Source organism: Candidatus Arcticimaribacter forsetii, assembly GCF_910589745.1.
Taxonomy (GTDB): domain Bacteria; phylum Bacteroidota; class Bacteroidia; order Flavobacteriales; family Flavobacteriaceae; genus Arcticimaribacter; species Arcticimaribacter forsetii.
The window spans coordinates 276,063-302,644 of sequence record NZ_OU342399.1 but is presented as its reverse complement, the minus strand read 5'-3'; the positions used below and the strand labels follow the sequence as shown (position 1 = coordinate 302,644).

Annotated in this window: 18 protein-coding genes and 1 pseudogene; 10 read left to right on the top strand and 9 right to left on the bottom strand. The window is 35.1% G+C overall.

Annotated features, from left to right (window positions below; all coding sequences use genetic code 11):
- Positions 1-30: 30 nt before the first annotated feature.
- The gene (locus NG655_RS01480) at positions 31-522 is read right to left on the bottom strand and encodes a phosphoglycerate mutase family protein (protein WP_252157579.1); all 492 of its coding nucleotides are present in this window, start codon (positions 520-522) and stop codon (positions 31-33) included.
- 44 nt (positions 523-566) lie between these two features.
- Positions 567-2,264, bottom strand: coding sequence for a glycerol-3-phosphate dehydrogenase/oxidase (locus NG655_RS01475; protein ID WP_252157578.1), 1,698 nt, complete (start codon positions 2,262-2,264; stop codon positions 567-569).
- A gap of 442 nt (positions 2,265-2,706) precedes the next feature.
- Here NG655_RS01475 and NG655_RS01470 point away from each other — a divergent pair, with 442 nt between their 5' ends.
- From NG655_RS01470 to NG655_RS01455, 4 genes are all read left to right on the top strand, one after another.
- Positions 2,707-3,084, top strand: coding sequence for a hypothetical protein (locus tag NG655_RS01470; RefSeq protein WP_252157577.1), 378 nt, complete (start codon positions 2,707-2,709; stop codon positions 3,082-3,084).
- Positions 3,081-3,278: a helix-turn-helix transcriptional regulator gene (locus NG655_RS01465; protein ID WP_252157576.1), complete on the top strand. Its 198-nt coding sequence runs from the start codon at positions 3,081-3,083 to the stop codon at positions 3,276-3,278. The genes NG655_RS01470 and NG655_RS01465 overlap by 4 nt, the downstream gene beginning before the upstream one ends.
- Positions 3,279-3,356: 78 nt before the next feature.
- Complete coding sequence (locus NG655_RS01460) at positions 3,357-4,517, top strand: LLM class flavin-dependent oxidoreductase (RefSeq protein ID WP_252157575.1); 1,161 nt, start codon at positions 3,357-3,359, stop codon at positions 4,515-4,517.
- A gap of 4 nt (positions 4,518-4,521) precedes the next feature.
- Positions 4,522-6,063, top strand: coding sequence for an SLC5 family protein (locus NG655_RS01455; RefSeq protein ID WP_252157574.1), 1,542 nt, complete (start codon positions 4,522-4,524; stop codon positions 6,061-6,063).
- Between the two features lie 11 nt (positions 6,064-6,074).
- On the opposite strand, the gene NG655_RS01450 is transcribed toward NG655_RS01455, so the two are convergent.
- The gene (locus NG655_RS01450; protein WP_252157573.1) at positions 6,075-6,623 is read right to left on the bottom strand and encodes an SOUL family heme-binding protein; all 549 of its coding nucleotides are present in this window, start codon (positions 6,621-6,623) and stop codon (positions 6,075-6,077) included.
- A 102-nt stretch (positions 6,624-6,725) separates the two neighbouring features.
- On the opposite strand from NG655_RS01450, the gene NG655_RS01445 reads away from it, so the two are divergent.
- Positions 6,726-7,079, top strand: a complete 354-nt coding sequence (locus tag NG655_RS01445) for an acyl-CoA thioesterase (protein WP_252157572.1) — start codon at positions 6,726-6,728, stop codon at positions 7,077-7,079.
- On the opposite strand, the gene NG655_RS01440 is transcribed toward NG655_RS01445, so the two are convergent.
- Positions 7,076-7,732 carry a hypothetical protein gene (locus NG655_RS01440; RefSeq protein ID WP_252157571.1) on the bottom strand — a complete coding sequence of 219 codons (657 nt, stop codon included), beginning with the start codon at positions 7,730-7,732 and terminating at the stop codon, positions 7,076-7,078. The two genes, NG655_RS01445 and NG655_RS01440, sit on opposite strands and share 4 nt — an antisense overlap.
- 133 nt (positions 7,733-7,865) lie before the next feature.
- Between NG655_RS01440 and NG655_RS01435 the strand changes: the two genes are divergently transcribed.
- The 3 genes from NG655_RS01435 to NG655_RS01425 are packed head-to-tail and all read left to right on the top strand — an operon-like array spanning position 7,866 to position 10,101.
- Positions 7,866-8,114 carry a DUF4212 domain-containing protein gene (locus NG655_RS01435; RefSeq protein ID WP_252157570.1) on the top strand — a complete coding sequence of 83 codons (249 nt, stop codon included), beginning with the start codon at positions 7,866-7,868 and terminating at the stop codon, positions 8,112-8,114.
- A 2-nt stretch (positions 8,115-8,116) separates the two neighbouring features.
- Positions 8,117-9,778: a sodium:solute symporter family protein gene (locus NG655_RS01430; protein ID WP_252157569.1), complete on the top strand. Its 1,662-nt coding sequence runs from the start codon at positions 8,117-8,119 to the stop codon at positions 9,776-9,778.
- A 56-nt stretch (positions 9,779-9,834) separates the two neighbouring features.
- Positions 9,835-10,101: a hypothetical protein gene (locus NG655_RS01425; protein WP_252157568.1), complete on the top strand. Its 267-nt coding sequence runs from the start codon at positions 9,835-9,837 to the stop codon at positions 10,099-10,101.
- 9 nt (positions 10,102-10,110) lie between these two features.
- Here NG655_RS01425 and NG655_RS01420 read toward each other — a convergent pair whose 3' ends face one another.
- The 4 genes and pseudogenes from NG655_RS01420 to NG655_RS01405 all read right to left on the bottom strand — a co-directional run.
- Positions 10,111-10,503, bottom strand: a complete 393-nt coding sequence (locus NG655_RS01420; RefSeq protein WP_252157567.1) for a hypothetical protein — start codon at positions 10,501-10,503, stop codon at positions 10,111-10,113.
- Positions 10,504-10,560: 57 nt separating this feature from the next.
- Positions 10,561-20,829, bottom strand: coding sequence for a T9SS type B sorting domain-containing protein (locus NG655_RS01415; protein WP_252157566.1), 10,269 nt, complete (start codon positions 20,827-20,829; stop codon positions 10,561-10,563).
- On the bottom strand, positions 20,813-21,733 hold the full coding sequence (locus tag NG655_RS01410) for a PorP/SprF family type IX secretion system membrane protein (RefSeq protein WP_252157565.1): 921 nt from the start codon (positions 21,731-21,733) through the stop codon (positions 20,813-20,815). The genes NG655_RS01415 and NG655_RS01410 overlap by 17 nt, the downstream gene beginning before the upstream one ends.
- Positions 21,734-21,764: 31 nt before the next feature.
- Positions 21,765-22,091, bottom strand: a pseudogene (locus tag NG655_RS01405) (thiolase family protein); the annotation flags it as partial.
- Between the two features lie 174 nt (positions 22,092-22,265).
- Here NG655_RS01405 and NG655_RS01400 point away from each other — a divergent pair.
- Positions 22,266-23,579, top strand: a complete 1,314-nt coding sequence (locus NG655_RS01400; protein ID WP_252157564.1) for a M16 family metallopeptidase — start codon at positions 22,266-22,268, stop codon at positions 23,577-23,579.
- A gap of 13 nt (positions 23,580-23,592) precedes the next feature.
- On the top strand, positions 23,593-25,659 hold the full coding sequence (locus NG655_RS01395; RefSeq protein ID WP_252157563.1) for a M16 family metallopeptidase: 2,067 nt from the start codon (positions 23,593-23,595) through the stop codon (positions 25,657-25,659).
- A gap of 33 nt (positions 25,660-25,692) precedes the next feature.
- Here the strand turns inward: NG655_RS01395 and NG655_RS01390 are convergent, their stop codons facing one another.
- On the bottom strand, positions 25,693-26,577 hold the full coding sequence (locus NG655_RS01390) for a DMT family transporter (protein WP_252157562.1): 885 nt from the start codon (positions 26,575-26,577) through the stop codon (positions 25,693-25,695).
- Positions 26,578-26,582 lie beyond the last annotated feature (5 nt).

Here is a 26,582-nt window from a genome sequence, read left to right as displayed (position 1 = left end):
TAGTTGTTCAATTGATAAAATACAAGAAAGTCATTCAATCTTTAAAAGAACTGAAAATTTTGAATTATTAACTAAGGATACAATGTATAAGTTAGAATTATTGTCATCTTCAATTTGGGGGTATTTTTTCTCTCCCAAAATTACGTTTACAAATTGCGGTGTAGTATTAGAATGACCAACAATCAATACCGTTTTACCAATTGTAGCTTTTTGAAATTCTTCAGAAAAAGGGATTCTGGGATTATAATATTGAACCTCTAAATCCTGTGACTTAGCCGTCGGAATTGCTGTTGAAATGGTTCTTTTATAGTTTGTAGAATATATAGCATCAAACCTAACATTTTCGAAAACTGTACTCCATTTTACAGCTCTTTCAAAACCTATTTCTGTTAATTCCGGGTTTGAATTTGACTTATCTGTACGATCTTTTTCAGCGTGTCGAACCAAATAATAGGTTGTAAGTTCTTGTGAAAAAGAGGAAAAAGAATAAAAAAATAAAAATAGAAAGAGTAATTGTTTCATGGATTTAAAATTAGATTTTATTGTTTGATGATTCAGGAAAAAGCTTATAGTCTTTCAAATTCCTGATCGTAGTAATTTGTTGCATCTTGAACTAATTCATTCATTAATTTTCGTTCGTCTAAAACCTTTTTGTCGTCCCAACTTAAAAAGGTTTTACAATCTTTTAAAACAACCTCAAGGTGTTTAGAAATACTACCTATATTAAAATACAAACGAGCGGTTCTTCTAACAAAAAAATCAGCCAAACTGTTTGTCATTTCATAATTCAAACAATACCAGAGTTCAGAACGTATTAATTTTTCTTCAACTGTGCCTTTTTTAAAAGTAGAACTATGGTCTAATATTAAATCGGAGTTTCTTCCATAAGTATTGCATAAATAGGCTGCATAATAAGAATCTGTATTTCCGTAAGACTCGAGTCTATTTTTAAGTCTTTCTTGATAAAGTTGAACCTCCTTGTCTGTTTTAATTAAAGGAGTAACTAAAAATATTTTTTTTGTTCTGGATCTTTTTAATTTTCTTTTTAAATCGGGAGAAACTTGTTTAAGCACAGCATTTATAACACGATCAGCCATTTTACGATATCCGGTTAGTTTTCCGCCTGCAATGGAAATTAAACCACTATTCGATATAAAAAGTTCATCTTTTCTTGATAATTCAGAAGGGTCTTTGTCGATTTCATGAATTAAAGGACGAAGTCCTGTCCAGTTCGACTCTATGTCCTCTATTGTCAAATTAACCGATTGAAAGGTGTGATTGAGTGCGTTTAGTAAATAATGTGCATCCGCTTTTGTAGCAACAACTCGGTCTAAACTTCCGTAATAATTTGTGTCTGTTGTTCCAACATAAGTTGTTCTTCCTCTCGGAATTGCAAAAATCATTCTACCATCGTTTACATCAAAATAAAGAGACTGTTTAATGGGGAGTTTTTCATGTGGAAAAACAATATGGATACCCTTGGTAAGATGAAGGTATTTATCATTAATTGAGTTGTCTTTTTTACGAACCATATCAACCCAAGGTCCAGTAGCAGAAACATAAGTCTTTGCTTTTATCTGAAAAGTAGTTCCTGTGTTATAGTCTTTACATTGCAATCCAGATATTTTAGAATTTTCATCATAATCAAATGACTTCATTTCACAATAGTTAATTATTGTTGCACCAAACTCATTTGCTTTTTTAAGAATTTCAAGAGTTAACCTTCCGTCATCTGTTCTGTATTCAGCATAATAACCGCTACCAAGCACTGACTGTTCATTTAAAAGGGGTTCTTTTATCAATGTTTGCTTTTTATTAAGCATTCTTCGGCGATCTCTTCCAGTAACATTTGCCAAAAAGTCATATACAAAAAGTCCTATAGAGGTCATCCATTTACCATAGGTGCCTCCCTTAATTAAAGGTAATAGCATTTTTTCAGGAACCACCAGATGGGGTACTAAATCGTGAACTATTGCTCGCTCAGAACCCGATTCTCGGACCAAACCAACTTCAAATTGCTTTAAATAACGCAACCCCCCATGAATGAGTTTTGTCGATTTATTACTCGTCCCAGATGCAAAGTCATTCTTTTCAATCAAGCATACATTAAGTCCTCTAGAAGAAGCGTCTAGAGCAATCCCTGCTCCGGTTACACCACCACCGATAATGACAAGATCAAATTCTACAGATTTCGCTTTACTAATTTGATTTGCTCGATCTAAAATTGAAAAACGTACCGTATTTTTTCCGAGATTCTCTTCCATATAGTATTTTGAGGAATTAAAAGTAATGCCTTGTAAAGTTAACTAAAAAACAAAGTTAATTAGGTCATTTTCAAAAACTTGTTCCCTTAAAACAGTTCCACTTTATCCAAAACAAAATAGTCTCCTAAATAATTATTGTACAAATAATTTTTATGAAAATATATTTCACAAGTATAACATCTTCTATTTGTAGGTCAATACTTGAATGAATTAGGACTAATATTTATAGAAAAAATTAAAAAACAACAAGAATTTTAATTTAAATGAGTTATATTGTGCCAGATTAATATTTTAATTATAAGCTTGGCTTACCGCTATATTATAACAAAACCTAAACCCTTCTGTAAAAAGAAGGGTTTTTTTGTAATAAAAAACTAAATGTAAAGTCTTATTTACACAAAAATTAATGTACTTTTGTAAAGTAAACTTTACAAAAAATATTATGACACAAACAAAAAAACTTGCCCTTTGGAACTTTATATGGGTTTTATCAATGGCTATTGCTACTTTTGGACCGGAATATCTTTGGAACAATAAATCTATTTTAACTGTAATTGGGATTACGTTAAACCTAGTTTTAGGAGTAAAATGGGTTCTTATTACTAAAAACTATATTCAATCTTTAGATGAATTACAAAAAAAGATTCAATTAGAATCTCTAGCGCTTAGTCTGGGATTATCGGTAATTTTTGGCCTCTCATTTTCTTTATTGGATCAAAAAAATCTAATTCCAATAGATGCAGAAATTGGCTTTTTAGTCGGGTTTATGGGAATTACTTATTTAGGAGCTATTTTCTTTAATAACAGAAAATACCAATGAAAAATAGATTAAAAGAATTGAGATCTGAAAGAAAAATGACTCAAGAAGAATTGGCTAAAATTATTGGGGTATCTCGGCAAACAATTAACGCAATTGAAAAAGAAAAGTTTGATCCCAGCTTACCGACTTCTTTTTTGATTTCTGATTTATTTAAACTCCCTATTGAAAAGATTTTTCTTTTCGAAAAGAAATAAGCTATTACGTTACTGCTCCTCATTATCAAATTTTGATTAGATTTAATATCTATTGTCCGGTTTATTACTAAAAAACTAATGAGTATAGAAAAAAATATTTTGGATTTACCTGTTTTTGAGGGTGCAGAAATTTCATGGTTTGCCCCTTTGTGTGACGGCGATGATGATTTTATGGGAAATCGAAATTCAATGTTTAAAAGTAGCTGGGAAAACACTTCTGAAATAGTAAAAAGTGCTGACTCTTTTGGATTTCGAAATGTTTTATGCCCATCTTCTTATCAAGTTGGACAAGATACCCTAACTTTTGCTTCAGCTATAGGGCCACTTACAAAACAAATAAATCTTTTAACCGCAATCCGTTGCGGAGAAGTTCATCCTCCCATGTTAGGGAGAGCAATAGCAACACTTGACCATATTTTAAAGGGACGCTTAACCTTAAACATTATCTCCTCTGACTTACCCGGAAGCGTTCTTTCTTCAAAAGAAAGATATGCACGTTCTAGGGAAGTAATTGAAATTTTAAAACAAGGATGGACTCAAGATGAAATAGATTTTAAAGGTACATTTTACAATATTAAATTGCGTACGGACCCTGTAAAACCATACCAACAAAATGGGGGGCCTTTATTATATTTTGGCGGTTATTCTCCAGACGGGGTTTCCCTTTGTGCAGAACATTGCGATGTTTATTTAATGTGGCCCGAAACAATAGATAAATTAAAAGGTCTAATGAATAACATGACTGAAAAAGCTGCTGGTTTTGGGAGAAAAGTTTTGTTTGGTTTACGGGTGCACGTAATTGTTCGAGAAACAGAACAAGAAGCAAAAGAATATGCTAAATTTCTGATTTCTAATTTAGATCTAGATCAAGGGGATGAAATAAGAAATCGTGCTCAAGATGCTAATTCATTGGGTGTTTCGAGACAATCTGAATTAAGAAAATCTGCAGATGAAGACTATTTTGTAGAACCACATTTATGGACTGGAATTGGATTGGCACGATCGGGATGTGGAGCAGCTATAGTGGGTAATCCAGATCAAGTTCATAATAAAATTCAAGACTACATCAAAATGGGAATTCAATCTTTTATTTTTTCAGGATACCCTCATAAACAAGAGGCCGAATATTTTGCTAAACTTGTTTTACCTAGATTAAAAACAGTTTCTCTTCCTGAAGTAATGGGAAGAATTCCAAAGGAGAAACCAAATACACCTCTCGAAAGAGGACCAAGAAAATAAAGCAATGTTAGACTTTGTTATTGTTATTGGATATTTCTGCTTGATTCTTTTTATTGCCTTAAAAGGGAAAATTAATAGTAAAACAACTTCCGATGATTACTTCTTGAGTTCAAGAAATCTTCCTTGGTACTCAATTGCAGTTTCAACTATTGCGACCAACATTCAAGGGTATCAATTCTTAGGAATGATGGGGTCTGCATATTTATATGGTTTAGCACAAGCTAATTTAGAAATTAACGCTATCCAGGGAATTTTAATTGGAACCTTTGTTTTTGTTCCCGTTTTTTTAAAAGAAAAAATAACAACAATTACTCAATATATTAAATTAAAAATAGGTGCGCGTGTAGCTCTTTTTTACTCGCTCGCAAACATTGGCTTATTTGCAACAGTTACGCTTGGAGCAGCTCTATTCTGGGGCGCATATGCTGCAGATATGGTTTTTGGAGAGCAACTTGCTTTTATTCATCCGGATAGGATAGTAAGAATTGCAATATTGATTTTAATATTAGGAATATTCTCTGCGATATACACCTATTTTGGAGGATTATCTGCGGTTGTGAAAACAGATGTTGTGCAATTTGGCGTCTTATTAATTGGAGGGATTGTCGTTTGTTTAACTGCAATTTATCATTTAGGGGGATGGGAACAGCTTTATATTAAAACCCCCGACAAAATGCATCTACATTTACCCTCATCCCATGAAACATTACCCTGGACACATCTCTTTGGTTTGTTTTTTTTAAACATTAATTACTGGTGTGCAAATCAAACGGTAATGCAACGAGCGCTTGCAGCTAAAAATATTGCTCATGCACAGACTGGTTTAATGGTTGGAGGGTTAATTAAATATTTAATGGCAGTAATAATTGTGGTTCCTGGCATTGCTCTTTATGGAATCTTAGGTGACAGCCTCGGAGAACCTGATTTAGCGTTTCCTTATTTGGTTAAAACGTATTTACCGGTAGGAGTTAAGGGGGTCATATTATGTGGTTTATTTGCTTCTCTTATGAGTACGGTAGACTCTACATTTAATTCACTTGCAACGCTTTGGTCGGTCGATATTTATGCAACTTATATAAATCCTAAAGCAAACGACTCCGATAAAATTAATGCAGGACAAAAAGCAATTATATTTAGTTTAGGAACTGCTTTATTAATGGGACTTATTTTATTGTATCTTAAATTCGAAAATCCGGAATCTGCATTTACTCATACCCTAAATAATCTAAGATATTTTATAAACTGCGGAATTGTAGTTCTAATTTGTGGAGCGATTTTAATCATTAAACCTAACCAAAAAGTTATGTTAACGGCTTTCTTAATTACCGTTCCTGTAAATGTTTTTATGCTCTTTTATTTTCCAGAAATGAATTACTTTGTGCGTGCTTTTTGGGTTATTTTCACTGGACTTTTAATAGCTCTTTTAGGGAATAGGAAGAAATTAAATTCAATTATTTTATTATTTGAAGCGGCTTCTGTAAAACATAAATTTTGGGGCTTCATGCTTTTACTTAGCTTACTCATTACTCATGCTTTTTTTCATTAGAAAAATAGGAGTTATTGCTTCCAATCAATTGGTATTGAAATTTCGTTACGGCGATTTATAAAATTATAGGGAGCGTCATAAACAAAAACCTTAGCAGATCCGATTCTTTTAATTCCTTCTTCTTCAAGAAGTTTTATTAGCTTTTCGGTATAACTTTTTTCTTTATTTGGATTAGTGTATCCTGAATAACGAATGGTTGCGTAAAACCCCGCTTCAGATTGATAAACTCGAACGTTTTTTTCTTTGGGTTCTGGAGCTGAAGAAGGATCAAATTTTTTAGGTAATACAAACGCCATAGAACTTTTACCTTCCTTTTTTTCCATATGTACCGGTGTAGTCATGGCAATTTTTATTTCTTCATTATTTGACCCAGAAATATAACGGAATAGAGACCTAAAGCCCGAAGATCCGCTTTCATTAGAATCGTATTCTACCATCATCACTGGAGGGTAATATCTGATTTCAAAATTAGATCTGGTTTCAATAAGTTCATACGATTGCTCTTCAGTTTGTGCCATAAGAATCCATGGGAAAAGAAATATTAAAATAGTCTGTTTCATTTATAAGTAAAGATATAAAATTCAAAATTTAGTGTTTTTGTTTTTAGACAGCAATAAGCATATATAACTTAATGAAAAACTATATCTATAAGTATGGAAAAAATGAAACTGAAAATGTCGTTTTTAGCAGAACCATCGGATGCTAACTACCGAGGAAATGTGCACGGAGGAAAAGTAATGAAATGGATAGATGAAGTAGGTTATGCTCTATCTGTTCAGTATGCGGGGAAATATTGTGTAACCAAATTTGTTGACGATATTGAGTTCCTAGAACCAATCCATATTGGAGATTTGGTTCTCCTTGATGCTAAAATCACAAAAGTCGGAAAGACGTCTATTCGAATTCATGTTAATGTATCAAGTGAAAATTTAATTGATAAGATCAAAAAACAAAATTGCGCCTGCGATATTGTGTTTGTTGCTATCGACGAAGATGGTAAAAAGTCTAAAATTTAATTTATTCTCAACGTCCATATTTCATACATAGGTTTTCCTTTACTGTTGTTCCCTTGGTGATGCCAATCATTTTCTTTTATCGAATAATCAAAAGGTAATACAGCTCCAACTCTTGAATTGTCTCGAGAGAAATAGGTTAAGGTTTCTATGTAGGTCCCATTTTTGGCAGTGTACGTTCCACCTCCTGATCCAAAAAACTTAAAGGTTTCTGTATTGAAAGCTGTCCATTGAAAATGACCGTCAATTAAAAATTTTAATGTTTTTCGAGCTCCAGTTGTACTTCTTCTCTTCTCCACACCATCTCTTACTCTTCCTGCCATTAGCCATTTACCAGAATGCTCTTGTTTTAAAGCTGCCGCTAGTTGCCAATCAGAGGATTTAAAAGCTTTTGTTTTTAAACTATCGGAACTATAGTTTGAGTTAAATTCAAAATTTACAGAATAAACACCTTCTTTTAATTCATAAAAACCACCTCGTGTACTTATAAATTCATTTGAATCTGTTACATACTGGGTTTCTATGAAATATTCTGAATCCAATAACACTTTATGAGTGATTGATTTGCCCTCCTCTTCACTTGTGAAATTAAAAACCTGTGCTTTTAGATTTAAGTGTAGAATGCTTATCAATAAATATAGTATCTTGTTTTTCATAACGTTTAGTTTTAATAGTTCGTGTTGTATTATAAATTTAACTTTAAAGTATTACACTATAAAATAGAAATCCAAATGTTATATTGAAAATGTGCTTTTTGGTTTCACTAAAATAACTTTTTAAAATTAGTAAATGAAAAATTCAAGGATCAAAAATTATTGGAAAACAAATCTAAAATATTTAGGAATACTGTTAAGTGTTTGGTTTTTAGTTTCTTTTGGATTTGGAATTTTATTTGTTGATTTTATGAATCAATTCCAAATCGGAGGTTTTAAACTTGGGTTTTGGTTTGCTCAACAAGGATCTATTTATGTCTTTGTTATTTTAATTTTTGTTTATGTTTTTTTAATGAATCGCTTGGATGATGAAACTCTAGAATAATTATGGAACAACAAATTTGGATTTGGGCAATTGTTGGAATAACCTTTTCGCTTTATATAGGAATTGCTATTTGGTCAAGAGCTTCCTCAACTAAGGAGTTCTATGTCGCTGGAGGGGGAGTTTCGCCTATTGCCAATGGTATGGCCACAGCTGCTGATTGGATGTCGGCGGCTTCATTCATATCTATGGCTGGAATTATTTCATTTTCAGGTTATGACGGTTCCGTTTATTTAATGGGATGGACTGGGGGTTATGTTTTACTAGCCCTTTTATTGGCTCCTTATTTGAGAAAGTTTGGGAAATTTACGGTTCCCGATTTTATTGGTGACCGTTATTATTCAAATACAGCAAGAGCCGTTGCCGTTTTTTGTGCTTTAATTGTTTCTTTTACATACATAGCGGGTCAAATGCGAGGGGTTGGATTGGTTTTTTCAAGATACCTCTCAGTGGATATAAACACAGGTGTATTTATTGGAATGGGTATTGTTCTGTTTTATGCGATTCTTGGAGGAATGAAAGGAATAACTTACACTCAAGTTGCTCAATACTGTGTTCTAATTTTTGCTTTTTTAGTTCCTGCAATCTTTATTTCTATGATGATGACAGGGATTGCTATTCCTCAAATTGGAATGGGGTCTGAGGGTACAGAGGGCATACATTTATTAGAAAAACTAGATGGTTTACACAAAGAATTAGGATTTCACCTCTATACTACTGGGTCAAAGTCTAAACTGGACGTATTTCTTATAACCGCTGCTTTAATGTTAGGGACAGCGGGGCTGCCACATGTAATTGTGCGGTTTTTCACAGTAAAAAAAGTACGTGATGCCCGTAAATCTGCAGGATGGGCTTTACTCTTTATAGCAATCTTATATACCACTGCCCCTGCTATTGCAGTGTTTGCAAGAACAAATTTAATTCAAACCGTAAGTAACCAACCCTACGAAACACTTCCAGAGTGGTTTTCGAATTGGGAAACTACCGGATTACTGGTTTTTGAAGACAAAAATGAGGATGGTCTTGTTCAGTATGTGGGAGACCCATTGAATAATGAATTGGAAATTGATAAGGACATAATTGTAATGGCAAATCCTGAAATAGCAAATCTCCCTAATTGGGTTATTGGACTTATGGCGGCTGGGGCTCTTGCAGCTGCTCTTTCTACTGCTGCAGGACTTTTGTTAGTAATCTCTTCATCTGTCTCTCACGATTTACTTAAAAAAATTATAAAACCAGACATCTCTGAAAAAGGTGAATTAGTAGCTGCAAGAATAGCTTCTTTTTTTGCAGTTGTTTTAGCTGGATATTTCGGGGTCAACCCTCCTGATTTTGTCGCAGCAACTGTTGCACTTGCCTTTGGACTAGCTGCAGCATCTTTTTTCCCTGCTATTGTAATGGGTATTTTTAGTAAACGTATGAATAAGGAAGGTGTAATTAGTGGGATGGTTGTTGGAATAACACTTATGCTTTTTTATATGATGAAGTTTAAACTTGGTTTATTCGGTGGTGGAACTGCAAATGATTGGTGGTTTGGTGTTTCTCCAGAAGGTTTTGGAACTTTAGCCATGTGTGCTAATATTATTGTAGCAATTATTGTTTCGTCGAAAACTACTGCTCCACCTTTAGATGTTCAACTTATGATAGACGATATAAGAAAACCATAATTCTTGTTGATTCTCTATGTTTATTTTTAGTTTATTTTTGTAAGAAATATTTTAAAATGAATTTCCGTTTACTAATCTTTCTTGTGCTTCTTTCTAATCTTGGAACTAGTTGTTCTTCTGATAACACTAGATGTGGTGATATAATTGAAAAGCAAATTGTAAATGGGAAGTTTTACTTTATAATGGATGCAGGGAGTGATATTTTCAATACAAACAACAACAGTGGAATAGATTCATACGTCCCTGATAATTCTGTTAGTGGGGAAGTAACTCAGAATATTTATGAGTCCTTTAATGTTGGAGACGAGTATTGTTCAGAGTAAAAACAGGAGCTAAAGATTCTCTAAAATCCACTCGTAAGTATCGTTTATAAAACCAATATAATTTTCTCGAAACCCAGTTTCGGTTTTAAAAGCGGTAACTATATTCGATTTAACAGGAATTTGAATGACTATTTTTCTCTTTCTTTGACTGTCATAAAGTATAAAATTAATTTTCTGGTCTCCAGAAATAAATCGGTTTTTACGCATTTCATTCAGCCAATATTTCAAAATCTCAACAGACCACTCTTGCGCTTCAAGCCCTAGTTTCAATTGATCTTTTTCAGAGCTTAAATATTCGAAGGCAAAATCAGAGGTGAATTCAATTTCATAGGGTTTTAAAAAAGAAAATTGAGCATATGAAAAACTACTAAATAAGAATAATAATAAAAACCTGTACTTCATTATAAAATTGCTTTTACATTTAATTTTAAATTAAATATAAGGCATTCTTTTAATAAGCTAGTAGGTTAAATAAATCCAACCGTCTATAATTTCAGAACCATCGCCTAAGTCTATTCTATAATAATAAGAACCAACTGGGAGTAAGCCCCCTGTTTTTTCATATATTCCGGACCAATCATTCTGATAATTGTTCATTCTAAACACACGCTGTCCGTTTCTGTTGAAAATTTCAACAACAGAAGCAGGATATTGTTCAATATTAACCACCCTCCATTGGCTTTCTGAGCTATAGGTGTTCGGAGTTAATACTTCCGAAACAAAAATCTGCCTATCGTCAAAACCATCTCCATTGTTATCTATATCGAATGCATCTGGAATGAAATCGTTATCAATATCAGGTGGAGTACTGGTGTAATCTAATGGATCCGTTCCTATTTGTGCTTCAATAAGATCGCTATAACCGTCACCATCATCGTCTAAATCGGTAACATTTCCTATTCCATCGCCATCCGTATCAATAAATTCATTTGGATTGTTTGGAAAAATATCATCAACATCTAAAACCCCATCGTTATCATCGTCTAGATCAGCATTATCCCCAATTCCATCGTTATCTGAATCAGATTGTTCGGTTGGATCTAGTGGGAAACTATCTAAAGTTACCGTTACACTTTCTGTATTTAGCAAATCCAAATTGATAATAATCTGAACATCTTCAACCCCATCACCATCATCATCAGGATCTTCGTTATTCCCAATACCATCTCCATCTGTGTCTAAATTTTCTGTTGCGTCCAAAGGAAATGCATCTTCAGCATCAGGAACCCCATCATCGTCATCGTCATTATCTTGGTTGTCTGGAACACCATCTTCGTCGGTATCGAACTGTTCAGATGGATCTAAAGGATAATCATCTTCCAGGTCGTTTACACCATCTCCATCGGTATCTGAAACTAATGGATTGGTTCCTATTTCTGCTTCTTCAAGATCACTTAGCCCATCATCATCATCATCGGGATCGGTATTATTTCCAATACCATCTCCATCGGTATCAGTATCTTCCGAGGGATCCAGTGGAAATTCATCCGTATTGTCTGGAGTTCCATCGCCATCGGTATCAGAATCGAGTGGGTCTGTTCCTTCAATTATTTCTTCTGAATCAGATAACCCGTCACTGTCTGAATCAGCATTTAAAGGGTCTGTTCCATCCATAGTTTCATCAACATCACTTATACCATCGTTATCATCATCCGCATCCGAATTGTCTCCAATACCATCTCCATCGGTATCGGTATCTTCCAAGGGATCCAATGGAAATTCATCCGTATTGTCTGGAGTTCCATCACCATCGGTATCAGAATCGAGTGGGTCTGTTCCTTCAATTATTTCTTCTGAATCAGATAACCCGTCACTGTCTGAATCAGCATTTAAAGGGTCTGTTCCATCCATAGTTTCATCAACATCACTTATACCATCGTTATCATCATCCGCATCCGAATTGTCTCCAATACCATCTCCATCGGTATCGGTATCTTCCAAGGGATCCAATGGAAATTCATCCGTATTGTCTGGAGTTCCATCACCATCGGTATCAGAATCGAGTGGGTCTGTTCCATTGTTCACCTCATCAGCATCACTCACACCATCATTATCATCATCCGTATCCGAACTATCTCCTATACCATCACCGTCTGTATCTGTTTCTCCTCCAGAAGAGGGATCTAAAGGGGACTCATCTGTACTATCTGTCATTCCATCGCCGTCGGTATCTGGATCAAGTGGGTCTGTTCCTTCAATTATTTCTTCTGAATCAGATAACCCATCATTGTCAGTATCGGAATCTAAAGGGTCCGTTCCGTCAGTAGTTTCATCAGCATCGCTTACACCATCATTGTCATCGTCCGTATCCGAATTATTGCCTGTTCCGTCACCATCGGTGTCCGTATCTTCTGAAGGATCTAATGGGAAGTCATCTGTATTATCTGGAGTTCCGTCACCGTCGGTATCAGCGTCGAGTGGGTCTGTTCCGTCAGCAGCTTCATCAGCATCGCTTACACCATCATTGTCATCGTCCGTATCCGAATTATTGCCTGTTCCGTCACCATCGGTGTCCGTATCTTCTGAAGGATCTAATGGAAAATCATCTGTATTATCTGGAGTTCCGTCACCGTCGGTATCAGCGTCGAGTGGGTCTGTTCCGTCAGCAGCTTCATCAGCATCGCTTACACCATCATTGTCATCGTCCGTATCCGAATTATTACCTGTTCCGTCACCATCGGTATCCGTATCTTCTGAAGGGTCTAAAGGGAAATCATCTAAATAATCTAAAGTTCCATCACCATCGGTATCCATCGTTTCATCAACATCTAAAACCGTTATGTAAACTGTTTGAATTATTGAATTAGAAGCTTGATCTATAGCTGTTAAAGTAACCTCATAAATATTGTCTGTATTTGAATCTTGAGGGTTTTCATAATCAGGTGCAGTTGTAAAAGTTAAAAGGTTTGTAAAAGGACTTGTCATTGAAGTAAAGTCGTTAGCACTAAAAAGAGCTGCATCTGGACCTCCTGAAATAACTATTTGAGCAATTTCAGTTATTTCTATTTGAAACGCAGTAGTTGAATTTTCATTAATACTTGTAGTAGATGAATTAACAAAACTTGGCGGTGTTCTATCTATTGTTATCGTTTCAGATATAGGATTCGTAGAAGACGATGTGCTATATAATGGAGAAGGATTTCCGCTTCCAATTAAGGCACTAGTTGCCGTGTCAGACCCTGCAATTTCAATAGCAATTGCTCCTTCTGGATCAGAAGATTGTACTGTAAATGATGTGGTATAGCTAAACGTTGATGTTCCGTTTTGAGTGAAATTTAAAATACGTGGTGGTGAAAAATTTGTAATTGTTGCAACCAAACTAGAGGCATCTAATTCCTCAGATGCAATAACTGTATAACTTACTAATTCTCCATCTTTTGCGAAACTAGTACTTGAAGCATTGCTTGTGGTTGATGAAAAATTAAAAGTTGGATTTTCTGCATCTATCTGAATTGGAGTCGCTCCTTGCATAGAAGCAGCTTCAGTAGTTGCTGGAAGTGATAAATCTGTAGAATTTCCTGAACCATCTATTATTATTGCACCATTTTCTGATAACGCAGCGGTACTTGTGTAATTTAAAGGGGAAGTAAAATCTCCATCTTGAACTGTATAAATAAAAGTAAGAGTATTGGAACCTGACCCTGAACTATAAGAAGCTAAGCGATCTGTAGAACCTGTTTCCATTTCCAAAGTTGGAATACTTCCACTTACATATATTACCTCACTAAAGTTAACTTGTATAGAAATAGTATCACTGTTTGCTGGGTCGTTATCATCATCAGTATACGTTCCTAATGCGGATGAAGTCCTTACTGTTGTAACCGTCGGTGCAGTCTTATCAAAGTAAACTGCGGTTCCTGTAGTTACTGCAGTATATGTAGAAGATGGATTATTAGCCGTGTCGGTAGCGCTTAAGCTAAAGCTTACCAAACCTTCTGGATCACTAGCAGTCAAGGTATAATCGAATCTAAAAGTATTTGTAGATACTAAGGTGAAATCGTCTTGAGTAAGTACATTCCCGTTAATTGTACCTGCTGGACCATTAGAATTAAAACTTTCACTTAAACCAAATTCTAAAGACACTACATCTCCTACCTTTGCCAAAGTAGTAGATGCATTGTTTGAATACATTGAAATTGGGCTAATTATTGGGGCTGTTCGATCGATTTCAACATAACTTCCATTGGTAGTATTAACTACAACAGAACCTATATGCCCTGCCATATCATAATACTCTATAGAAAAACTTACTGTCCCTGAAGGGTCTGAAGATGTTATTACAGGGGAAGTTATCTCCCAATCCGTAAGAGGGCTAAATAATGAAGTTGCGTTTATTGCTGTTGGCTGTTGATTGAATATAGTAACGCTTGCAGTGTTAATATTAATCCATTCGTCTCCAATTACACTTAATGAAATGTAATTACCGTCATTCGCTTTAAAAACATCAAATGAAGAGTTTGATATAATATCAACTGAAATTAAAGTTGGACTTACCGTATCATAAATTATAAAATCTCCACTCGGTGTTGAATTTGATTCACTACCTGATCCAGTAAAGTTATTTCCAGCTAAATCTCTTATTCCACTTGGATCTATTGTGTACCATATATTATGACTATCCGAACTTGTATTTGATCCTGTAAATATTATTTGAGCTTCGTAAGAGTTTCCTCCTAATGAAGTTATTGTAGATGCATTTGTATAAGCTGTAGGAATCGAATTTGCTACTGTAAATCCTACATCTGCGACAGTTACATCTGTCACTGTTTCACTAAATGTAAAGCCTAACGTTATTATATCACCTGATTTTGCTCTTGTACTGGTAACCGTATTAGAGCTACTCAATGTTATATTAGAAATTACAGGCTGAACTCCATCTATTGTTAGTGTTGTATTTGCAGAAATAGTATTAATTGAACCTAAAGCTGGAAGTTGAGTACTTACCAATGAATTATTTGCAAGATCAGTTATACTTCCTCCATTTAAAGAGAGGCTGTTTTGATCTACATACTCTAAAGGTGTAATTTCATCTCCAGTTTGAACAGTATATGTAAATATAATTTTTCCTGTTCCTCCTGAGTTTTCTACTGAAGTATAATCAACAATTCGAGTATTTCCATTTCCTACATTAAGCAACAAAGTTGGTGTCCCTGTCACGTTTATTGCCTCATCTAATAAAACATACAAGTCAATATTTTGATTTATCCCAAAAGTACCTGTAACAGTATCCGATCGAACAGTGAGTATCTCCGGAGGATTAGAATCTAAGGTTATGTTTTTTAAAGAACTTAAGGAATTCGGTGAAATTGAAGTAGGAAGGTTTAATGAAGCATTGTTTCCAGCGAAATCTTGAATAGTAGAGCCATTCAAATTAATTGTAGGTGTAGTTTGACTGGTACTAAAATCAATTTTATCATCTCCTGCTTGAACGACATAAAAAAAAGTTAAACTATTAGTTCCAGATCCAGACACGTAAGTTGCTTCTCTAGCAAGAGAAGAGCTATCCTCATACTCTACAAAAATTGTAGGAGATGTTCCTGATGAGGTAATATTAACAATTTCATCAAAAAGCAACAAAATATTAATTGTTTCACTGGCTGTGTAGGTCCCATCTGGGTTTGAAGAAGTAACCGAAACAACAGTCGAGGGTGTAGTATCTATTATAAAAGTAATACTCGTTGTATCAGAATATATGTTTCCAACAAGGTCTGAACCGGAAACAGTGGCTTTATATTCTCCATCTGAAGGTGTAGATGGGGAGTCTACATCCCAGAAATAATAATAAGAATCTAAAGCGTAAACCTTAACTTGACCTGCGTTATTATTTGGTGCTCCTACTGCAAGTTTATTTCCATTGCCATTTAAAGCTAAAATTTGACCACTTTCGTATCCAGATGCATCACCATCCAAATCAATTCCAGCTTGTTGCCATGCAGTCCCATCCCAGTCAAAAATTCTAACATGACCCGAATTAGATCCATTTCCATCATTTTCGGGCGCACCTATAGCCAAACGTTGTCCGTTTCCGCTCAATCCAACCGAATAACCTGATTGATCTCCAGCTGCTTCTCCATCTATGTCAGCACCCACCTGCTGCCAACTTGATCCATTCCAATCGAATACGCGAACCTGACCAGAATTAGAACCATTCGTATCATTTTCTGGAGCTCCAATTGCTAGCCTTCCCCCTGCGTCATTTAAAGCAACAGACCAGCCGTTTTTATCGTCAGCACTTACTCCATCAATATCAACCCCTTTTTGAGTCCATGTAGACCCATTCCATTCATACACCTGAACATGTCCTTTTACACTGTCGTGCCTATTTCCTCCTATGGCAATTATATTTCCATCGTTACTAATATCTGTCGAACTACCAAATTGATCATTAGCGCTCTGTCCTACAATATCTGACCCTAACTTATTCCAACTTGAACCATCCCATCGATATACCCGAACAGACCCATTTTCATTAATTCTTGGCAGGCCACTACTATTTATAGTATTCAAACTCGCAACAAGGGTGTTTCCATCTCCGCTCAATTGAGCAGAAAAACCAAATGATTCGTAGTTGTTTTCACCTTCAACATCAGCTCCAACCTGTGTCCAAGCAGAGCCATTCCAGTCATAAATACGGATATATCCGATACTTACATCACCTAAAGATTTCTTAGGGGAGGCAACGAGAACTCTTGAGCCGTCTTTATTTAACGCAACGGTATTTCCTGTAAAATCGTTAGAAGATATTCCGATGATATCCGATCCTTTTTGAGACCAATCTTGACCTGTCCATTCATAAATACGAGCAGCTCCCCTATTGGAGTTATAAGTCCCTTCACCAATTACTAAATGAGTACCATCGTCGCTGATCGCAATTGGAGTTTCATTTTGCTGAAAATAAGGTGAAGTTAATTGTTGTGTCAATTCAGTCCCCATTTGCACATTACCATCCGTGGATTTATCCATAAGAACATCTGTAACCAAGCCCGAGATTGAAAGGGTAGGTGTCGCCGTCATATCTTCAGAAAAAATAGCTGTGATAGTGACCACATCACTAGCATTCAAATAGTTGTTTTCGTCCGTATCTAACAAAATTACTGTAGGCGAAGTTACATCTACAACAAAGACTAAGGAATCGGTTCCTGAGTATAAATTCCCAGCGATATCTGATCCTGTTACAGTAACTTCATAAATCTCATTAGAAGGAACCCCTCCAGAATCTACATCCCACAAGTAAGTATAAGTACTTCCTGAAACATAAGACATAGTCGATGTGCCTATTCCTGATATGGAAATTATTGGAGTGGCTGTCATAGCCTCTGAAAAAACAGCAGTAATAGTTACATCTTGAGATACATCTAACCTAAAATCTGCGTCATCACTTGATAGAGATACCGATGGTGAAGTAGCGTCTAACGTAATTGTTGTGCTATCTGTTCCTGTGTAGGCTCCTCCAGAAGTATCTGTTCCGGCTACTGTTATTGCATAACTTCCAGCTGAAGCACCTCTACTGTCCCACAAATAACTCCAAACAGTTGCTGAGGTCGTGAGAGACATATCCGTATTAGAAACTATGCCCGGAATAGTAATTGTAGGCGAAGCTTGCATGGCTTCTGAAAAAGTAGCTGTTATGGTTACTAACTGTGAAGAACTAATTAAGTTGTCACTGTCCGAGTTTATCAACTCTACAGTAGGAAGTTCATTATATTTAATTGCAAAAGAAGCAGAAGCTGTATTGCTAATTCCTGCAAGATCATCGAAGGTATTAGTTGCAACTGTAACTTCAACCAAAACATCCGAAGAGGTAGGGGAAACCGTCAAAGAATAGCTGGTCCCACTCCCAGAAAAACTTTCGATTGTACATCCATTACACACAAAATCACTTAGTGTAAGTCCAGTAATATTTTCATTTGAAGTTGCCGTCAAAATAATTGGATTGGTATCTGTTGGTGAACTAAGCAACGAACTTATGCTAAGTGTTGGTGGTGAAAAATCAAAAAAGGAACCTCGAGGCAAAGGATAACCCTCATTTATATCGGCATCGATTGTGAAATTATCGGTAAAGTGTGTTCCTCCCCATCCGTTAATAAAAGTATTACGGTCTTTCATATCGGCTGTAGACTTCCCTGTCGCCGCTTGGGAAGACGATTCTAATGCGCGTTCATTATCAAAATATGTGGTTAATCCAACTGAACTCCAAGGTTGTTCTACACTAGGGTCAACTTCTCCAAAACCATTTGTTGACGAGGCAATGGAAGTTACTACGTTATACTGAACAACATATCCAGAAAAATCATCGAATTTACCCAGCATCCCACCTACGGTGTTTTCTCCTATAATATTACCAGAAACATAATTGTACTCTACATTGAAATTCGAATTGGTACCGGTAATTTCTCCTGCAATTCCACCGACGAAATCTTTCCCGGTTACATCTGCAATCGAAGCCAATAATTTGAGTGATTTACCGTCATCTACGTTGTCTATTTTACCCGCTATTCCACCTGTATAGTTTGCTCCAGTAATGGAAGAATTACCATAAACAATACAAAGATCTAGTTCTTTTTCAGAGCTATATTGTCCAACAATACCCCCTACATAATTACTTAATGTTCTACTTCCGATTACATCTCCTTTAAATGACGAATCATAAATTGTAGATGAATCTGACATATAACCAGCTAATCCTCCTAAATATTCTGTGCCTGAATCGGAACCGTCAATTGTTCCCGTTACTCTTACTTCATAAATTCTGAAAGATCCTGAAGCTGAGCCAATAGCTCCTCCAACATATTTTCCACCTGAAGAATCGGAATAGTCAACATTCTCTAGGGTTAATTTGGCAATTTCTCCTGTATTTGCTTGAGAAATAAATCCTAAATTGTCCGAATCTCGGTTTAAAGTAAGGTTGGATATTTTATATTCTGCTCCATTATAGTTTCCTTTAAATACACCCCCTCCAAAAGCTACAGGTAGCCATCCATCATTGTCTCCATCAGAATTACAGTCGTTAGGGTCATCGTATTTATTCCCATTTCCATCATCATCCGAATCATCCCAAAATTGCGTCTTACTGGCGTCAATATCCGCAGTTTGTTTAAAATAACTTGACCATGAAGAGGAGTTTTCTGAAATCCACAGCAGCTCAGATAAATTGGATATTAAATAAGGGTCCGAGGAAGTACCCGTTCCAGAAGGTAAAGAAGCAACCGTTGGGCAAATAACCGGTAAAGAAAAATTACGTAAATACGTTCTTGAATCTGAAGTATCCATTTGAACACGAACACTAAAAACTTTATCGGGAGCTATATCTTGGACTCCTGTAGCATTAATATTCAAAGAAGTTCCATCACTACCGATATCAAATTTATTATTTTCCTTTTGGCCAGCTGGTAAAGAAAAATTCGCTGTTGTTAAAGAATTTGAGTCTAAAATTGATAGAGAACCAATTGTAGTTCCAGAGATTGAAGTATCAGTTACATTATAAGAACTTAAAGAAAGATCAGTCCAAACACTTAAGTAAGGATATCCGTCATTAACTGCAGAATTATGACTCCAAAAAGGCGAATTTTTGAAACCGTCTAAGTCGTCTAAGGGGTCTGCTGTTAATTCTGCTGAAGTTTTCCCTATTACATTATCTAAAATATGTGTTGAAGTATCTCTATAATCAAAAGCATCTAATCCTGAGGTCTTTGTTGTGTCGTAGTAAATATTAGTATAGGTAGCTGTATTCGAGCCATAATAATTTGCTTCTCCAACTAAATATCCTTGTTTGGTAGAACTATTTGTGCTGATATTTTCAAAAGTAGCAGAAGCGTATACGTTTTCAACAATATAGTTATTTGATTCTGGCCGGGTTTGAAAATAAATACTCCCAATCTTGGTGTATCCTGAACCCGAACTTCCATCATTACCGACAATTTTCCCAATGAAATAACTGTTTTCAACCCCATAACCGGAATTATAGCCTATTAAACCTCCTATTTGTTGCGATCCATTGGTGGTGGAAGAGATGGTCCCTTTGAAATAAGAACTCGATAATTTAGATCCTCCCGCTGAGGCTACAGAACCTACAATTCCTCCAATCCAGGAATTGTAAATGCCCGAAACAAAAACGCCACCAGAAATATTAATAGTTCCCTCGAAAAATACTTCATCTAAATTAAAATCGCTCGATGAGTTATTTACTCTTCCAATAATTCCTCCGATTTCGTGATAAATAGATGTAGAGTTCACCGTAAAGTTTGCTTCCAATAACCCAAGGCTAGAAATTCCAGCATTTGTACCTCCATTGGTGTCCGCTATAAAACCAACATTGTCTGAAGAATCTCGATTGATTGTTAGTCCTATTATACGGTAATAACCGCCATTATAATTTGCTTTAAAACCCCCACTTCCTCCAGTAGCTATAGGTAACCAACCTTCATTATTTCCATCAGAAGTTGTATCGTTAGTGTCATTGAAAGCATTTCCGTCACCATCGTCATCATTATCATCCCAATACTGGGTTTCAAAAGCATCAATATCAGCAGTTTGTTCTATATAAATACCTTGCGCCCACATGTATGAATTTTCGCTTACATACAACAAATTTGCAAGAGAACTAATTAAATAGGGATCTGAAGAAGTTCCAGAACCAGTTGGTGCTACTGCGGTAGTTTGTGCTTGGGTGGTTAATCCTATTAAAAAGATAGAAATCAATAAAAAAACATGCTTAATCTCTTTGACCATTTTCTTCCTTTATTTGTGATTCCTCTTTTTCAGCTAACTTAAAGCGTAACATCAATTCATGGGTCCCCATTTGAATCGCTGTTTTATCTCCGCGATTCATAATTTCGTAACCATAACCTAATTCTATGCCTTTTATGCCTTTAGTTGAAAAGAAAAATGCAAGGTTTTGGTTATTTGAAAAACCGGTTCCGATCGTAAATTGGTTTTGTATTTCTAAGGCAATTGTTGTTGTAAATAAATCTGGGCTGTCTTTTATTGATCTGTAGACTAAAACAGGTTGGAGTGAAAAATCTTCACTCAAAACAAATGAAGCCCCTCCAGAAAAATAAAGAAACGATTTGTCATTAGCTTTTGTAATGAAACTTCCATTATCTATGAATCGTTTATTATCAAATAAACTTGGGATTCCTAAACCTAAAAAATATTTGGGTGTTTGCCATTGGATTCCAACTCCAAGAATTGGAGTGAAATAGCTGTCGACGGGTGCAAGAGCAGGGTTGTTGGCTAAGGTTAATCTATTGAGCCGAGTAACGTCAATATGGTTATAAAAACCTCCCCCTTTTAATCCTAAAAAGATATTTTGAGTTTCAGATATTTTAATTTGATAATTATAGTCAATAGTAACTAAAGTTTTGTCTTCTATAAAAACCTGATCATTTTGTGCTGTAAACCCTAAATGAACATTTTTCTTTTTCGGCAAATAATAAAGGAGATAATTTGTTCGCGGTGCATCTTTAATTCCAGTCCACTGTGAACGGCTATTGAAAGAAACAAAACTTCCTTGTGTCCCAGTAAAGGCTGGATTATAAACTCCCATATTTACTCTATTAAATAGAATATGAGCTTCTTGAGCGTAACTGTCAAGAGATAATAATAAGACAAGTATAATATAAAAATTCTTCAAATTATCTTTTAAAAATTATTGCAGAAGCTCCACCACCTCCATTACAAATTGCAGCAGCACCAAGGGTTACATTATTCGTTTTCATACCTGAAGAGCAAACCTTATTTACAGTAGTAGAGGGAACTGTATCGGGGATTCCAGCATAAATAGCGGCTTGCTTTGCTGGAGCCTGACCAAGACCAGCTTGGAGTGTATTTCCCATGAAAGCCTCATCAACTTCGGATGCTTTAAGTTCAATTGATTCAAGTGCTCCTTGAATTGCAATTGAACCTAATTTAGAAGCAGTGATAGTTGACAAACCACCCATAAATTTACCTAAAGGAGTTCTCTTTGCAGATACAATTACAGCCTTACTTATTTTCATTTATGGTGTTTTTGGTTTCAATAAACAGAACAAATATAATGTCATTTTATAAAACAAATAGAATAACGGTTGCAGTATATTTGAAGTACCTATTTTATTTAATTTATTTACTGTTGTAACTTTATTAGTTTTATAACGTCTTATATTGTACTTAATAAATTTAAAATCATGAAAGAATACATCTCTTATCTATTAATCAGTCTATTTGTAGTAGGTGTTCAGGCTCAAGAAGTTTCGTTTACAGAATATGATTTAGACAATGGGCTTCATGTTATCTTACACCAAGACAACACCGCTCCTGTAGTAACAACCTCTGTTTTGTATCATGTAGGTGCAAAAGACGAACTAGCTGACCGCACTGGTTTTGCTCATTTCTTTGAACATTTATTATTTGAAGGAACCAAAAATATTGAAAGAGGAGAATGGTTCAGTATTGTTTCCTCTAACGGAGGAAAAAACAATGCATATACCAACGATGACTATACCTATTACTATGAGGTTTTTCCATCAAACAATGTAAAATTAGCTCTATGGCTTGAATCTGAGCGAATGTTACACCCTGTAATTAATAAAATAGGTGTAGACACCCAAAATGAAGTTGTTAAGGAAGAAAAAAGACTTCGGGTAGATAATAGTCCTTATGGTAAATTTTTCGAAAATGTTAAGAAAAATCTTTTCGTTAATCATCCATACAAACACACTACAATCGGAGAAATGCAACATTTAGATGATGCAACACTGGATGAGTTTTTAGCTTTTAATAAAAAATATTATGTTCCTAATAACGCAATTCTTGTGGTAGCAGGGGATATTCAAATTGATGAAACTAAAAAAATGATTTCGGACTACTTTAGCGAGATCCCAAGAGGTGCAGAAGTTGTTCGAACATTAGCAAAAGAGGAGCCAATTACTGAGCCTATCACTGCTAAGGCATATGATTCTAACATTCAAATTCCAGCTGTAGTTGCAGCTTATAGAATGCCTTCTATTAAAACTAGAGATTCACGAGTTTTAGACATGATCTCTGCTTATTTAACTGATGGAAACTCTTCTAAGTTATACCGTAAAATGGTAGATGAAGAAAAAATGGCTCTTCAAGTTGGTGCATTCAATGTTAGTCAAGAAGATTATGGAATGTATTTAATATTTGGATTACCATTGGGTGACACTCCTCTTAAAAGTATTATAAGCGGAATTGATGAAGAGGTAGTTAAAATTCAAAAAGAATTAATTTCTGAAAAGGACTATCAAAAACTTCAAAACAAATTTGAAGCGAATTTTGTTGATTCAAATTCATCTGTTGAGGGAATTGCAAACTCTTTAGCTGAGTATTATGCCTTTTTTGGAGACACTAATTTAATTAACTCTGAAATAGAAATTTATCGATCTATTAGTAGAGAAGAAATTCAAGAAGTTGCTAAAAAATATCTTAACCCAAATCAACGTTTAGTTCTTGATTATTTACCAGAATCATCTAAATAAAAACTCTTTTAAAATGAAAAAAATATACATCCTCTATATAGCGCTTTTTAGCATTTCTAGTCTTGCGGCTCAGATCGATAGAAGCGTACAACCAACTCCAGGACCAGCTCCTGTTATACAATTAGACGAACCTCAAACCTTTACCCTAAAAAATGGAATGACAGTAATGGTTGTTGAAAACCATAAACTTCCAAGAGCAGCGGTAACACTAAATATTGACAACCCTCCTATTTTTGAAGGGGATTATGCTGGTGCTAACAGTTTGCTTGGAAGCATGCTTGGCAAAGGATCTTTAAGTATTTCTAAAAATGATTTTGAAGAAGAAATCGACTTCATGGGAGCTTCTCTCAGTTTTGGTTCTTCAAGTGCTTTTGCTTCGTCTTTATCGAGATATTTCCCAAGAGTTTTAGAGTTATTAGCCGACGCAGCTCTAAACCCTAATTTCTTACAAGAAGAGTTTGAAAAAGAAAAAGAAAAACTAATCGAAGGTCTTAAATCGGACGAAAAAAGTGTACCTGCTGCAGCTGCTCGTGTAGAAAACTTAATTACTTATGGTGCAAATCACCCTTATGGGGAATTCACTAAAGTTGAAACAGTAGCAAACTTAACTTTAGATAATGTAAAAAAATACTACGATTCAAATTACAATCCCAAAAATGCATACTTAGTAATTATTGGTGATGTAGATTTTAAAACAATAAAAAAACAAGTTACTCGTCTTTTTAAAAAATGGAAAGGGGATGCCCCTGATGCTTATGAGTTTGAACCTGCTAAAAACAGTTCCGAATTGGAAATTCATTTTACTGAAATGCCTAATGCTGTTCAATCGGAAGTTTCCGTTGGGTTTACAAATAACATTAAAAAAACACATCCTGATTACTTCCCAATGCTTTTAGGAAACAGCATCCTTGGAGGAGGAGGAGAAGCTCGTTTGTTCTTAAACCTTAGAGAAGACAAAGGATTTACCTATGGTTCTTATTCAAGAATGCAAACCAATAAATATACACGTGCTAGAATTAAAGCCTTTGCTTCTGTTCGGAATGCAGTTACCGATAGTTCGGTTGTTGAGTTAGTTAAAGAACTAGATAAGATTAGAGTTGAAGAAGTTACACAAGCAGAATTAGACAAAGCAAAAGCTAAATATGTTGGTGATTTTGTTTTAGCACTAGAAAGTCCAAGAACTATTGCTCGATATGCTTTAAGTATTAAAACTGAAAACCTCCCTGAGGATTTTTATAAAACATACCTTCAGAAAATTAATGCGGTTACCGTTGAAGATGTTTTGGCAGCAACCAAAAAACATATCAAACTTGATAATGCACGAATATTTGTTACTGGAAAAGGAAGTGAAGTTCTTGAAAACTTAGAAAAAGTTTCTCCTTTTGGAAAACCTCTCAAAATCTCCTTTTACGATAAATATGGTGCATCTACTGAGCGTCCAGACTATTCAAGTATGCTGCCAGAAGGTGTTACTTCTGCATCAATATTAGGAAACTATATAGATGCTATAGGTGGTCTCGATAAATTAAAAAGCATATCCTCTAAAAAAGAAGTTGCTCAGGGAAGTATGCAAGGTATGACACTTCAAATTGTATCTACAAAAACAAATCAGAACCAGTCTTCTTTAGAAATAAGTATGATGGGAAATGTAATGCAAAAACAAGTCGTTAATAAAGACAAAGGATATATGGAAGCTCAAGGTCAAAAAATCGACCTCAGCGGAGATGAGTTAGCAACTGCTATAGCAGAGAGTCAAATTTTTGCAGAACTAGGTTTAGATTCAGCGAACATAAAAGCTAGTGTAGCTGATGTAAACGGAGAAGCTGCATACGAATTAGCAGTGTCTCCCACTAAATCATTCTTTTACTCTCAAGAAACCTTTTTGAAGATAAAAATTTCAGAAACTCAAGAAATGCAGGGAAATACAATTACTCAAGAAACTTTGATAGGAGACTACAAAACAGTCGAAGGAGTTTTATTTCCTCATAAAGTAACTCAATCTTTTGGACCGCAATCAATAGACTTTATTACTCAGTCAATTGAATTAAACGGAGCTGTAGATAGTTCAAAATTTGAATAATAAATATCAATAATTCACTTTAAAAGCACCTTATTAAGGTGCTTTTTTTGTTTCTGTTACCAAATATACACCTCCAATAATTAACAAGGCTGCAATCCATTGTAACCCGCCAAATTCCTCACCGTCAATTAAACCCCATCCAATGGCAACAATAGGTAGTAAATATGTTATTGAAACAGCAAATACAGGGGATGATAAATCGAGCAATTTATTAAACATAACTTTTGCAAGTGCTGTCCCAAATAGAGAAAGAATTAGAATATATCCTAATGAAGTAATTGTAGCTTCTTCCTGATAAAAACCTAACCAGTTAAATTTAGAAAAGATCAAAATTACTAAAGCGGGTGGTGCAATCATTAAAAAGTTACCTAAAGCAATAGCCATTGGAGAAACATCGGAGAGTTTCTTTTTAAGAATGTTAACATTAATTCCATAAAAAACAGAAGAACAAACAACGAGTAAAGAATACCTAGGGTCATTTGAAGTACTGATAGAAAATTCTTGAATTACAAGTAAAAGAGTCCCACAAAAACCTACTAAAACTCCTAAGACTTGCTTTTTTACAATTTTAATCTGATAAAAAAAGAAGGCAAATATTAATGTAAATAATGGGGTTAATCCGTTGAGTACAGAGGCTACAGAACTATTTACTTCAGTTTCTGCAAATGCAAAAAGGAATGCAGGAAAAAAAGTACCATAAAAGCCAGTGTAAGCGAGCCATTTCCATTGGGTTTTGGTCAAACCTTTAAGCGACTTTGATCCAAATAACAACAAGATAACAGTTGTAAACAAAATCCTGAAAGAACCTAACTGAAGTGGAGTAAGTCCTATGAGTCCTTTTTTAATTAAAATATACGAACTCCCCCAAATTAGTGAAAGCGAAAATAAATACGCCCATTTCTTAAAGGATATTGACATGAAAT